Origin of the sequence: Paenibacillus silagei (assembly GCF_017874735.1) — a bacterium.
GTDB classification, from domain to species: Bacteria; Bacillota; Bacilli; order Paenibacillales; family Paenibacillaceae; genus Paenibacillus_AQ; species Paenibacillus_AQ silagei.
Map to the genome: position 1 here is coordinate 91,631 of NZ_JAGGLV010000023.1, position 12,506 is coordinate 104,136.

Sequence of the window (12,506 nt, forward strand, 5' to 3'; positions counted from 1 at the left end):
AATTCAACTAGACAAGGATAGGAATATAACTATGGCAGAACTCTATTATATGAATATCGAAGACCCCATAAGTGCTGAAGATTATCAGACATTACTGGGCACATGTGCTTCTGACAAAAGGGAAGCTATACACAAATTCAGATTTGAGGCAGATCGAAAAAGAACATTGTACGGGGAAGTGCTGGCCAGATTCATGATCGCGAAGAAAACTGGAGTAACGATGAAAGACATTGAATTTGACAAAAATTCATACGGAAAACCTTATGTAAAGGATCAGAATGAGATATTTTACAATATATCTCATTCTGGAAAGTATGTAGTCTGCGGATTGGATACTGAGGATATTGGAATAGATATTGAAGAAATTCGGGACATTGACCTGGATATTGCTAAACGCTTCTTCCATGTCAAAGAATATGAGGATATCATTTCTCGGGAAATAAGAGAGCAGGCTCATTCGCTGTATGATTTCTGGACGTTAAAAGAAAGTTATATTAAGTTTTTGGGAGTCGGGCTAAGTAAGCCGCTGAACTCATTTTATTTCATGATTAATGGAGAATCCGTACAGCTCTGCTCCCAAGAAGACCATACAGTTTATTTTCACCGTTACTTGCTACAGGATAATTACAGGCTTGCCGTTTGCGTAAGCACACCTGATCATATCCATATGGAAAAAATATCACTTCATGACCTTGTAGCCTACATTAAGAGTGAAAGTTAATGGATAAAATCTGGTAAGGAGTCCCTGGCATGAAGAAAATAGTTGCGATTTCCGGAGCATTAAGCACTTTGTTTTTTTTGATACATCTTATAGTGGCCTGTATCTATTACGCAGGAATCATGCCGTATGGATATATTCATATGACCATCGGCGGCATTCTGTCCATTGTCATGTCCGTCCATATGCTTTCCGCTATCTTCCTGATGGTGAAAAATCGCCAAAGGGATAAACAGGCCAAGCAATATCCGCAGCTCAATATGGGCACTGTAATCCAGTCCGCAACAGGTATTTTCACAGGGATATTTTTATTGGTGCATATCCTGGTGATTGAATTAAGTAAAAGGATAGACGGGACTGTGTTTAATATTATTTATGTTTCAGCAGAGTTTTTGTTTCTCTTAACTGTAGGTCTGCATATGGCCATCAGCGTGCCCAAGCTCTTTATATCCATGGGAGTCATTAAAAAACGGGAAAATTACCCGCTCTTCATCAGAGGGACCTATGTCTTCTTAGCCTTGGTGCTGGTGATGTATATGGGTTCCCAAATTATGTTCTGGGCAGCATAGACAGCCGGGTGAACCTTGTTGTCTGAGGGAGAGAGAGGAGTGTCAGCATTCGGATGAAGAATATACTTGTAATGGGCAGTGGCCTGGCCGGAATGACGGCAGCGCTGAAGCTTGTGGAAGAAGGAGCAGCTGTTACCTTGGTGTCACCGGCGTATTCAGAGAGAGCACAGTCTGTAATGGCCATGGGCGGAATTAATGCTGCTTTGAATACCAAGCAAGAAAATGATTCGGTAGATGAGCATTTTGCGGATACTATGCGGGGAGGCAGTGATCTTAATGATCCTGAAGCCGTGGCTAATCTGGTACAGAGGGCTCCGGAGATCATCCGCTGGCTTGAAGAAATCGGTGTGAATTTCACCCGGGATGAGAAGGGCAGAGTGGATCTACGGAATTTCGGCGGACAAAAAAAGAAACGTACTGCCTACGCCGGTGCGCGTACCGGTAAACAAATTGCCACAGCTATCATAGCTAAATGCCGGAAATATGAAGCTGCTGGCCAAATCAAGCGGCTGACGGGTTGGAGATTCCACTCCCTATTAATAGAGGGTCAGGAATGTGCGGGTGCTGTTCTGTTGCACGAAAACACGAACGAACTGCAAAGCCTGGTTGCCGATGCTGTGATTATGGCCGTCGGAGGGCCGAATGGCGTTTTCGGAAAAACTACCGGCTCCAGATTAAATGATGGCTATGCTGCGGGAATGCTGCTTGAACAAGGGGTCGAATTTTCGAATCTGGAGATGATTCAATATCATCCTACGACGGTACATACCCCTTCCAAACGTATGCTGATTACGGAGGCTGCACGTGGCGTCGGAGGAAGATTGTACGTCATCAGAGAGGGGCAGCCCTGGTACTTCATGGAGGAATGGTTTCCGGGATATGGGGCATTAATGCCGCGTGATGTGGTGAGTCAGAGTATCTATAAAGTGTGCAATGAGATGAAGCTGGGCATTAACGGGAGCCAGGAGGTTTATTTGGATGTCTCTCATCTGTCCCCGGAAATTATTGATGTACAGTTAGACGAAGTTGTCAGCATCTGTTCGAAATTCTTAAACGTTAACCCGTATAAGGAACCCATTCCAGTGGCTCCAGGGATTCATTACTTTATGGGGGGAATCAAGACGGATAAGGATCACACCACGAATCTAGCGAGACTTTTTGCCGCAGGAGAATGCTCCGCTCAATATCACGGGGCCAACAGACTGGGCGGAAATTCGTTATTAGGCGCGATTTGTGGAGGATGGGTTGCAGCTGAAAGCTCTCTATTGGTCGGCCCAATGGATAAAGCTGCCGCAGAAAAAATAGGTGAACAGCAGCTGGAGACAGCAAATCAGGAGCTGCAGCATTGGGAAAAGAGGGCGAATACTTCTATAAAAGGCTATGTTCAGATCAAACAAGAATTATCAGAGCTTATGTATGGCGCCATGGGTATATATAGAAAAGAGAGACAGCTGCTGGAAGCCAAAAAAAGGCTGGAGGAAATGAACAACGACACCGCAGAGTCCTGGTATCATCATCATTTTTATGAATACAAAACATTATCAGCCAATATTTTATTGGCAAGGGGAATGGTTGAGTCGGCATTGGCCAGAAAAGAGAGCCGGGGGGCACATCAGAGAATCGATTATAGTGAAAAAAATGATACACAATTCAAGAAATCTACGAATGCAGTATTTCTGAATAATAGTATCTGCATTGAGTTTAATTAAGAAAAGAGGCAGTACTATGAGTATCAGGATTAATATCAAGCGGCAGGAAAATGGGGCGAAGGAAGCCTACTGGCAGAGCTTTGAATACTCGGGTGAATTACATGTATCCATTGGGACTCTAATTAACAATCTGAATAGTGAAATGCTGGAAAAGGACGAGGGAGAACGGCCAATCCGCTTTGACTGCAGCTGTGAACAGGGGCTGTGCGGAGCGTGTGCAATGGTGGTGAACGAGAAGCCGGTACTGTCCTGCCAATTATTTTGCGATGATCTGGTACAAGAGAACAATGAAATTACGATTCATCCCCTAAGTAAATTCCCGGTCATAAGCGATTTGGCAGTGGACCGGAGTCAAATGTTCGAAGTGATGAAGGACATGAAGCTATGGCTGGAAGAACCGGCAAAGGTTAGAACCGCCAATTTAACGCTGCAATATGAAGTGTCCCAATGTCTGATGTGCGGCAGTTGTCTGGAGGTCTGCCCCAATTACAGCCTGGGTGAGTTATTTACTGGAATGTCCTCCGCGATGTCGATGACTAATCTGACCTTATTAAGTGAGGACAAAGCCTATAAAAAACAATATACCCAAAGAGTATATGATGGCTGTTCCAAATCTCTTGCCTGCCAGGAAGTTTGCCCCATGGACATTCCGATTGTGGAGGCGATCTCCAAAATGAATAGAGTATCGGTCTGGGGAATGTGGAACATGTTTACCAAACTACGATAGCGGAGGACACACCATGAAACAACTCTACATCAAGCAAAAGGTATTCAGCATAGGCGAGAAGTTCACGGTGAAGGATGAGCGGGAACAGGATGTGTATTACGTGGAGGGCAGCTTCATGCGGATTCCGAAGACGTTCTCGATTATGAATGCAGGCGGAAGGGAAGTAGCACAGATTACGAAGAAGGTGTTCAGCTTCCTGCCCAAGTTCTTCGTGGAAGCGGATGGCCGTGAGGTGCTCACCATTAAGAAGGAGCTGTCGTTCTTCAAGGCGCGTTATTCGATAGATTCGGCGGATATTGAGGTGCACGGGAACTGGTGGGATATGGATTTCCAGGTCTTGCAGCGCGGGGCGGTCGTCGGGGAAGTGAGCAAGAAGTGGTTCACCTGGGGCGACAGCTACAGCGTGCAAGTATGGAATGAGGAGCTGGAGGCAATCATCATCGCGATAGTAGTCGCCATTGATTGTGTGAAGAGTGATGAAGCCTCGTCTTCTAATCAGTAGCTATTAACAATCCTTTCAATTAGACCCTCTCCGGGCGGAGAGGGTTTTTGACATGAACCGGCAAGGTGTGCTGCAAGATCACGAGTTCGCACCGGTGCTGGCCAAGTGCTGGCGGCCGTTTGTCGGCAAGTATTATGACTGGTCCGCCCAACGGCCGGAAGCCCCGATAGGCTCTGGAGTTACGGCGGCGAAGCCCCGGCCTTGGCCTGCCGCTGGTAATTTCTCGGTGTATACCCGGTCACCTGCTTGAATTGCCGGCAGAAATGCTCCACATTCGGATAGCCGCACCGTGCTGCGATATCAGCGATGCTCTCTGTGCTGTGGATGAGGTATTCCTTGGCCATGCGGATGCGGCTGTTAATGACATCCTCCATACAGGAGAGTCCGAAGGTTTTTTTGTAGATATTCTGAAGATAGCCTGAACTGATCTCCAGCACACCGGCCATCCTGGCTACGGTCCAGTACTCCCCGGGATTGGTCTGAATAGACGTGCGCAGCTTCAGCAGCTTGTAATATTGCGGGGTAATATTGTCCTGGAAATAGGATTCCCACAGCTTGTTGAACAGTGCGCGCAGGAGCAGATCGATGGAAGAGGCTTTACAGTCCCCGCCCATATGATGCTCGCTGGCCAGCAGCTCAAGCAGCTTTTGGCAATAGTCAGGGTCGCTAAGCGCAAAAGGAATGCCCAAGGGAAGCGGTGATTCCGTAATATAAGGCTCACTTGATTCAAAACGAATCCAGTCATTGATGAACTGGCCGGTGCAGGCCTGGTAATAGACCTTCTGCTGCGGCTGGTAGAGAACTACGCTGTGCGCAGGGTATTGCTTGAGTCCGCCATGCACCCAGAATAGCGCCGGAGTCTTGGTAATGACCAGGAGCCAATGCGCACCAGCTGGAACATCTACAACGAAATTCGAAGCGTGTGTTGTATTGCACTCGACATAGTGAATAAGGGCCATTTCCATCCTCCTCCCGGCAAACATGCTTAATTATAGCATGGTTTTTTTGTGTTTTTGTCAATGCCGGATAAGTGAAGTAAAAATGTGAGCGTTGTAAATAAATAGGTACCTCCCCCATAATGAAAGCGTAACCAAATAAAGACCACAATAATTGAACTGGGGGTTGACTATGAACACAGGTACAAGAAAAGGTCAGAGTTTACTGAAGAGTACTTCCATCCTGTTGTTGTCTGCACTGCTGTTGTCCGCTTGCTCGGGCAAGCTGGAATCCGGTAACGGCGGCAAGGAAGCGGCAGCCGGTAATGATCCGAAGCCAAGTGCAGCTGTAGATGAGAGTCCGCTCGGCAAATACGATCCTCCGATTGAGGTGTCGTTCGTCAGAGATCTGGGCGATGTGGTAGAGAATAACGTGCTTGGCGTATTGAAGGACGAGACGATTGATAATAACCGCTGGACCAAGTTGTATGAGGATCAGCTCGGCATCAAGATCAAATATAACTGGATTGTGAAGGGGAGCCAGACCTCGGATCAATATTTGCAGAAAATCAATGTCACCCTGGCCTCCGGCGATCTGCCGGATGTAACGCCGGTCAACGCCACCCAGCTGAAGCAATTGGCCGATTCGGACCAGCTTGAGGATATGACGGCACTGTACGAGAAGTATGCTTCCCCGTTCACCAAGAAGGTGCTGTCGGGAGAAGGCACGAGTGTATTCGATGCCGCGACCTTCGATGGCAAGCTGATGGCAATTCCGAGCCTGGAATCCTCCATTGAACGCTCGATGTATATCTGGATTCGGACAGACTGGCTGGAGAAGCTCGGTATGCAGCCGCCGAAGACGATGGCGGATGTCCTGGCGATCTCTGAAGCGTTCGCCGATAAGGATCCCGACGGAAACGGCAAGAAGGATACCTACGGCCTTGGCATTACCAAGGATCTGTGGGGCGGGGCGATGGGACTGGAGGGCTTCATGGCCGGGTATAATGCCTATCCGAATATCTGGCTGGATGACGGAACCGGCAAGCTGGTCTACGGCAGTATTCAGCCGGAAGTGAAGAAAGCGCTTCAGGTGTTGCAGGATATGGCCAAGAAGGGGCAGCTGGATCAGGAGTTCGGCGTGAAGGACGGCGGCAAGGTCTCGGAGCTGATCTCAGCCGGCAAGATCGGGATGGAGTACGGCGAGCAGTGGAATTCCATCTGGCCGCTGCAGCTCAACCGTGACAATGATCCCAAAGCCCAGTGGCAGGCTTTCCCGATTGTCTCGGAATCGGGTGACACGCCGAAGGTGCCGCTGAAGTTCAGCACAACCCGCTTCTTCGCAGTCAAGAAGGGCGCTGCCCATCCGGAAGCGGTAATCAAATTGTTCAACCTGCATCTGGAGAAGAACTGGGGCGAGACTGCCGAATTCGATAAATACTTTGCACCGCCGGAAGCGGAGAGTGTCTGGCAGCTGTCTCCGGTTACGCCATATCCGGTCACGAAGAACGTAGACGCGTTCCGTGAGATTGATGCCGCCCGCAAGGCCGGTGACTTCTCGAAGCTGGTGGGGGAAGCCAAGACCATCCAGGAGAAGCTGGAATCGTATGCTTCAGGCACATCGGAAGGCTTCGCCCTATGGGGCTGGGAACGGATCTATGGCGAGCAGGGCTCCATGGGCATAGCTGACCAATATATCAAGAATGACCAGTTCATTCAGGAGAAGTTCGTCGGCGCTCCGACTCCGACCATGGTTGAGCGCAAGACAACGCTTGAGAAGCAGCAGAATGAAATGTTTGTCAAAATCATACTGGGTGATCCTATCGATAAGTTCGACCAGTTCGTGAAGGACTGGAAGAAGCTGGGCGGCGATCAAATTACGCAAGAGGTCAACGAATGGTACGCAGCGACTAAGAAATAAGGCGCTACTGGAGGAAGAAAACGACCTTTTCTTCCTCCATTCCATTCTTGCCTGCAGATGTGGAGGATAACGATGAGAACAAAACTGCGAAAAGAACTGCCGCTTCATTTGATGCTTTTGCCGGGACTGGTGATGATCATTCTGTTCTCCTACGTCCCAATGGCCGGTGTCATGATTGCATTCCAGAAATTCATCCCTGCCAAGGGCTTGTTCGGGGATCAAAAATGGGTGGGCCTCGATAACTTCGAATATGTGATGAACCTGCCAAGCTTCACACAGGTGCTGTGGAATACGCTGTTTATTTCGAGTCTCAAGCTGATTCTGGGCCTGATTATTCCGCTGGTATTCTCGATTCTGCTGAACGAGCTGGCCAGTAATGTAATCAAGCGTTCCGTACAGACAGCGATCTATCTGCCGTATTTCTTGTCCTGGGTCGTGCTTGGCGGCATCTTGATTGATATTCTGTCTCCATCGGGCGGGATTGTGAATGAATTCCTCGGATGGTTCGGTGTCTCCAAGATCTTCTTCCTCGGCGACAATGACTGGTTCCCCTTCACGCTGATTGCTTCGGATGTGTGGAAGAACTTCGGTTACGGCACGATTGTATATCTGGCGGCTATAACGGGCATTGATCCCGGGTTATATGAAGCAGCTACCATTGACGGTGCGAACCGGTGGCACAAGACCTGGCATATTACCATTCCGGGCATACGCATGGTCATCGTCCTGCTGTCGGTACTCAGTCTGGGTCAACTGCTGAATGCGGGCTTCGATCAGGTCTTCAATTTGTACAGTCCGCAGGTCTATGAAAGCGGGGATATCCTGGATACCTTCGTCTACCGGATCGGTCTGCTCGACGCACAATACGGCGTAGCGACTGCCGTCGGCTTCTTTAAATCGATCATATCGCTTACCTTAATTTCCAGCTCGTATTTCCTGGCTTACCGTTTCGCCAAATACCGGATTTTTTAGAGGAGGGAGTACCCTTGCAGCAACCGCTTACGCCTAAACAGACAGACATCACTACTGTTCACCGTTCAAAAAAGTTCGACGGGATATCGGTGCTGAACGCCACCTTTCTCATTCTGGTCTCACTGCTCTGTATCCTCCCGCTTATTCATATTATAGCGGTGTCCTTCAGCTCCAGCGCGGCCGCCTCCGCAGGGTATGTCAGGCTCTGGCCGGTAGATTTCACCTTCGCCTCGTATATGTATACGATGAGCCGCACAGAATTCTGGCAGTCAATGCTTGTATCACTGACCCGGATCGGGATTGGGACGCCGCTGAACTTGTTGCTGACGATCCTCGTGGCCTACCCGCTATCCAAGGAATCACACGCTCTGCGGTTCCGCAGCGTCTATGCCTGGGCCTTCTTCGTCACGATGCTGTTCAACGGCGGGCTGATCCCCTGGTATACCACGCTCAAGGAGTATGGCCTGCTGGATTCCATCTGGGCGCTGGTGCTGCCCGGCGCAGTTCCTGTGTTCAGTGTGGTGCTGCTGCTTAACTTCTTCCGGGAGATTCCGAAGGAGCTGGAAGAGGCGGCGCTGATTGACGGGGCCGGCCACTTCCGGACGGTCTGGTCTATCTTCGTGCCGATCTCCAAGCCTGCGCTGGCTACACTGGCCTTGTTCTCAATGGTGGAGCACTGGAACAGCTGGTTCGACGGCCTGCTGCTCATGGGGAATCCGGCCAACTATCCGCTGCAGAGCTATATTCAGACGATAGTGATCCAGCAGAACCTGTCGAATATGTCGCGTGATGCCATGCTTGATCTGGCGCTGATCTCGGACCGGACGCTGAAGTCTTCCCAGATCTTCCTCGGCTCCCTGCCGATTATTCTGGCCTATCCGTTCCTGCAGAAATATTTCGTGAAGGGAATTGTACTCGGCAGTGTCAAAGGTTAACCTCCCGGAAGTTATGCATATGCCTGCGTCTCTCCCCGGATTCAGGCTATAATGGTGAAAATGATTGCTGGGGGCCTGGGACTGTTGTTCAAAAAGGATTACTCACTGCGCAATACGATATTTCTGCGGCTGATTGTGACCTTTCTGCTCATTATGCTGCCTATTCTTGTCTTCGCCGCTTATCTGTATCAGTGGATTGTGCAAACGGCCAGCAGCGATATCCGAAGCTCGGCCAGTGCGCAAACCGTCTTCTACTTAAATGATATGGAGAATGAGATCGAGCGGATGAAGCTGCTGCAATACAGTCTGCTGGAGGATGAGGATCTGAACAAGCTGGCTCTGACCTGGGAGACGCTGCCGACCATTGACCGCACGGAGAATCTGAATTCGCTGATGAAGCGGCTGTTCATCGTGCAGAACAGCAGCACGTATATCAAGGACGTCAGGGTTCATATCATGACTATAGGCCGGACCATATCATCAGTTGGCGGCGTGCGTGAGATTGAACTGAAGCGCTTCCGCGAGATCCGCTCGGTCTTCGGGGACCGCCGTTCCCAGGTGATTGAGTGGGATGGCGGCCTGTACCTTAGTGCGATGAAGCAGCGGGGCATCAAGGGGGCGGAGCCGCTGCTGACGGTCGAGATTGAGCTGGACACCCAGGAGCTGCGGGCGGCGCTGGGCCAATTCAATACGTATCCCGGCAGTGGAACGCTGCTGCTCTCCGATAGTGCGAGATTCGCGCTCTACAGCATGACCGGCGAGCTGTCGCAGGCGGAACCGTCCCAGTATGCCCGGGATATCCGCGCGGTGGCCTCCGGGGATAGGCTGAGGATCGCAGGTGCGCCTTATTATATCGTCCAGACCGGCTCACAGGAGCTTGGCTTGTCCATCTACCGGATCATCCCGGAGGCTATTATCAAGAATCCGCTGAGCAAATTCTATACCTGGGCCTGGGTGTTCGCCGTGGCTGCGCTTGCCATCATCATTGCTTTTGCACTATCGACCTACAAGTTCATTCATAAGCCGATGCTGACGCTGGTGAAGAGCTTCCGGAGAATGGAGCAGGGTGATCTGGACATTCATATCCAGCATGAGTCGAAGGATGAATTCCGTTATCTGTACAGCCGCTTCAACCAGATGGTGAGCAATCTGCACTCCCTGATCGACCAGGTGTACAAGCAGAAGATTATGGCCCAGCGGGCAGAGCTGAAGCAGCTGCAATCACAGATTAACCCGCATTTTCTGTACAACAGCTTCTTCATTCTGAACACAATGGCGAAGACCGGCGATACCGAGCGGATCGAACAGCTTACAACGATGCTGGGGGAATACTTCCAGTTTGTCACCCGGAACGCTTCCGATCTGGTGTCATTGGAGCAGGAGATTCACCATGCAAGGATGTATACAGAGATTCAGGCCATGCGCTTCTCCCGCAGAATTGGGGTCCGGTTCGATGCCTTGTCGGAGGAGCTGAAGAAGGTGCCCGTTCCGCGGCTGATTGTGCAGCCGATTATTGAGAACGCGTTCAAGCACAGCCTGGAAAAGAAAGCCATGGAGGGCCTGATCATTGTCCGCTTCGCGCAGGAAGGCCCGGATATCCGCATTATCGTTGAGGATAACGGGGACCGGCTGAGCGATGACATGCTGGAGCAACTGAAAGAGTCCCTTAATGTCTATCAGGAGCAGGCGGAGACCACCGGCCTTGTGAACATTCACCGGCGCATCCGCATAACCTTCGGGGAAGAGAGCGGCTTGCTGGCGGACCGGAGTGAGCTGGGCGGACTAAGGGTAACCATCCTGCTTAGAGCTGGAGGTGAGAATGCTGATGTACAGGATGCTTATCGTTGATGATGAAGAGATTATCACAGATGGACTGGCGGTAATTTTCGGCAAAATGGAGCTTGAGCTGGACATCTACAAGGCTTACTCGGGCCGTGAAGCGCTAAATCTGCTGCACCGTACCCGGGTGGATATTGTCCTGTCTGATATCTGCATGCCCGAGATGGACGGGCTGGAGCTGATGGAGCATATCCGCCGGAGCTGGCCGCAATGCAAAATCGTCTTCCTGACCGGACACAGCGACTTCAATTATGTCTACCAGGCGATTCAGGCTCCGGGCGTCCAGTATGTGCTCAAGAATGAAGGTTATCCGAAGCTGATTGAAGCAGTGATGCGTGCGCTACAGGAATTGAACGACACCATGCAGGTGAATGATCTGATCCGTGAATCCAAGGAGCAGCTGAACACGCTGGAGACCTTGGCACAGGGCGATTATTTCCGCCATCTCATTCACAGCGTCAAGGCGGATCAGGATATGGCCGGGGACTTCGTCCGTCTGAACATTCCGCTTGATGCTTCGCGGCCGGTGCTGATCGCTCTGGGCAGCATCAGTGATCCTGAATCCTCGCGCACGTATATGGACCGCCGGGAGACAGCGCTTGCGGTGAAGTTCTTGTCGGAGAAGCTGCTGAAGGAGCGGACGGTCAGCCTTGGGGTTATCGACCGGTACGGTGACCTGATCTGGCTGATTCAGCCGGACGGGACGGGAGAGGCTTCGCAGCCGGAGGATTTGGAGCAAATGATTAAATTTCTGGAAGGCACCTTCGAGCTGATTCAGCAGTCGTGCAGGGAATCGCTGGAGGTCGGGATGGCCATCACTCTCAGTGCGGAGGAGTCTGCCTGGTCCAGGCTTCAGGTAGTGTACGATAAAGCGAGGCAGGTTCAGCATTACCGGGCAGGTGACGGAGAGCGGATGGTGCAGAAGGTGCAGCTGAATGAAGCGGCGGCGCCGGATACCATGCGTGACCGGTTCATGCAGGGCAAGGTGGAGACTCTGGCTGCACATCTGGAGGCGGGCCGTAAGGAGGAATTCCTCCGGCTGTTCAGGGAGATGGCTGAACCTGCGGGGCAGGAATGCACGCGGGGCAACCCTTATTTGACTGAGCTGTATTACACCATTGCTCTGATGCTCATGTCGTATACGAACAGATGGGAAGCGGACCAGGAGATCGGGGCAAGCGGGCTGATGCAGCTGGAGGTCCACCGGACATGGGGAGAAGCCTTCCGTTATCTGGAGGACACCGCCGGGAATCTGTTCTCTGTCCGCAGGAGCGGCGAGCAGAAGCGGGCGGCGGGTGTTATCGACCGGATCTGCATATATATAGAAGAGAATCTCGACCAGGACCTGTCGCTGGTCCGTCTGGCCGATGTGATCCACTTCAATCCTTCCTATCTGTCCCGCCTGTTCAAGCAGGAACGGGGGATCAATCTGTCCGAGTATATTGAGGATATGCGCGTCCGCCAGGCCAAGGAGCTGCTGCGGAGGGGGGAGCTGAAAGTGGCGGAGGTCGGCTCGCTAATCGGCTACGTCACCCCGCAATCCTTCACCCGCGTATTCAAAAAGTGGACCGGAACCACGCCGCAGGAATACCGTATGGATGTGGTTGGCGGGTAAATGTCCTGCGCTCGTGGCTGGCGGCCACGAGCGAGGGTGGAGCAGGGGAGAGATAACGGGGAAG

11 protein-coding genes are annotated in these 12,506 nt (G+C 51.2%); 10 read left to right on the forward strand and 1 reads right to left on the reverse strand.

The window, feature by feature from the left end; genetic code table 11:
* The first annotated feature begins 49 nt into the window (after positions 1-49).
* From J2Z70_RS26230 to J2Z70_RS26250, 5 genes are read left to right on the forward strand one after another with little or no spacing between them, the layout of a single operon-like run.
* Positions 50-721, forward strand: a complete 672-nt coding sequence (locus J2Z70_RS26230) for a 4'-phosphopantetheinyl transferase family protein (protein ID WP_209878060.1) — start codon at positions 50-52, stop codon at positions 719-721.
* Positions 722-750: 29 nt separating this feature from the next.
* Positions 751-1,287 (forward strand): hypothetical protein, encoded by a 537-nt coding sequence (locus J2Z70_RS26235; RefSeq protein ID WP_209878062.1) that lies wholly within the window; start codon positions 751-753, stop codon positions 1,285-1,287.
* Between the two features lie 53 nt (positions 1,288-1,340).
* Entirely contained in the window at positions 1,341-2,996 is a 1,656-nt protein-coding gene (locus J2Z70_RS26240; RefSeq protein ID WP_209878064.1) for an FAD-dependent oxidoreductase, read from the forward strand.
* 16 nt (positions 2,997-3,012) lie between these two features.
* Entirely contained in the window at positions 3,013-3,723 is a 711-nt protein-coding gene (locus J2Z70_RS26245; RefSeq protein WP_036724987.1) for a succinate dehydrogenase/fumarate reductase iron-sulfur subunit, read from the forward strand.
* 13 nt (positions 3,724-3,736) lie between these two features.
* Complete coding sequence (locus J2Z70_RS26250; protein ID WP_209878066.1) at positions 3,737-4,225, forward strand: LURP-one-related/scramblase family protein; 489 nt, start codon at positions 3,737-3,739, stop codon at positions 4,223-4,225.
* A 179-nt stretch (positions 4,226-4,404) separates the two neighbouring features.
* Here J2Z70_RS26250 and J2Z70_RS26255 read toward each other — a convergent pair whose 3' ends face one another.
* Complete coding sequence (locus J2Z70_RS26255) at positions 4,405-5,184, reverse strand: helix-turn-helix transcriptional regulator (protein WP_209878068.1); 780 nt, start codon at positions 5,182-5,184, stop codon at positions 4,405-4,407.
* A 169-nt stretch (positions 5,185-5,353) separates the two neighbouring features.
* Between J2Z70_RS26255 and J2Z70_RS26260 the strand changes: the two genes are divergently transcribed.
* The 5 genes from J2Z70_RS26260 to J2Z70_RS26280 all read left to right on the forward strand — a co-directional run bounded on the left by J2Z70_RS26260 (position 5,354) and on the right by J2Z70_RS26280 (position 12,442).
* Positions 5,354-7,081, forward strand: coding sequence for an extracellular solute-binding protein (locus tag J2Z70_RS26260; RefSeq protein WP_209878070.1), 1,728 nt, complete (start codon positions 5,354-5,356; stop codon positions 7,079-7,081).
* A gap of 72 nt (positions 7,082-7,153) precedes the next feature.
* Positions 7,154-8,053, forward strand: coding sequence for an ABC transporter permease (locus tag J2Z70_RS26265; protein WP_036724972.1), 900 nt, complete (start codon positions 7,154-7,156; stop codon positions 8,051-8,053).
* A 47-nt stretch (positions 8,054-8,100) separates the two neighbouring features.
* Complete coding sequence (locus J2Z70_RS26270) at positions 8,101-8,988, forward strand: carbohydrate ABC transporter permease (RefSeq protein ID WP_051478002.1); 888 nt, start codon at positions 8,101-8,103, stop codon at positions 8,986-8,988.
* Between the two features lie 51 nt (positions 8,989-9,039).
* Complete coding sequence (locus J2Z70_RS26275; protein WP_245368525.1) at positions 9,040-10,836, forward strand: sensor histidine kinase; 1,797 nt, start codon at positions 9,040-9,042, stop codon at positions 10,834-10,836.
* Positions 10,823-12,442 carry a response regulator transcription factor gene (locus tag J2Z70_RS26280; RefSeq protein ID WP_245368526.1) on the forward strand — a complete coding sequence of 540 codons (1,620 nt, stop codon included), beginning with the start codon at positions 10,823-10,825 and terminating at the stop codon, positions 12,440-12,442. The genes J2Z70_RS26275 and J2Z70_RS26280 overlap by 14 nt, the downstream gene beginning before the upstream one ends.
* The last annotated feature ends 64 nt before the right edge of the window (positions 12,443-12,506 follow it).

Coding starts and splice junctions, on each gene's coding strand:
- J2Z70_RS26235 (WP_209878062.1), top strand. CDS start 751: ATGAAGAAAATAGTTGCGATTTCCGGAGCATTAAGCACTTTGTTTTTT.
- J2Z70_RS26260 (WP_209878070.1), top strand. CDS start 5,354: ATGAACACAGGTACAAGAAAAGGTCAGAGTTTACTGAAGAGTACTTCC.
- J2Z70_RS26240 (WP_209878064.1), top strand. CDS start 1,341: ATGAAGAATATACTTGTAATGGGCAGTGGCCTGGCCGGAATGACGGCA.
- J2Z70_RS26250 (WP_209878066.1), top strand. CDS start 3,737: ATGAAACAACTCTACATCAAGCAAAAGGTATTCAGCATAGGCGAGAAG.
- J2Z70_RS26255 (WP_209878068.1), bottom strand. CDS start 5,184: ATGGCCCTTATTCACTATGTCGAGTGCAATACAACACACGCTTCGAAT.
- J2Z70_RS26265 (WP_036724972.1), top strand. CDS start 7,154: ATGAGAACAAAACTGCGAAAAGAACTGCCGCTTCATTTGATGCTTTTG.
- J2Z70_RS26275 (WP_245368525.1), top strand. CDS start 9,040: ATGGTGAAAATGATTGCTGGGGGCCTGGGACTGTTGTTCAAAAAGGAT.
- J2Z70_RS26230 (WP_209878060.1), top strand. CDS start 50: ATGAATATCGAAGACCCCATAAGTGCTGAAGATTATCAGACATTACTG.
- J2Z70_RS26245 (WP_036724987.1), top strand. CDS start 3,013: ATGAGTATCAGGATTAATATCAAGCGGCAGGAAAATGGGGCGAAGGAA.
- J2Z70_RS26280 (WP_245368526.1), top strand. CDS start 10,823: ATGCTTATCGTTGATGATGAAGAGATTATCACAGATGGACTGGCGGTA.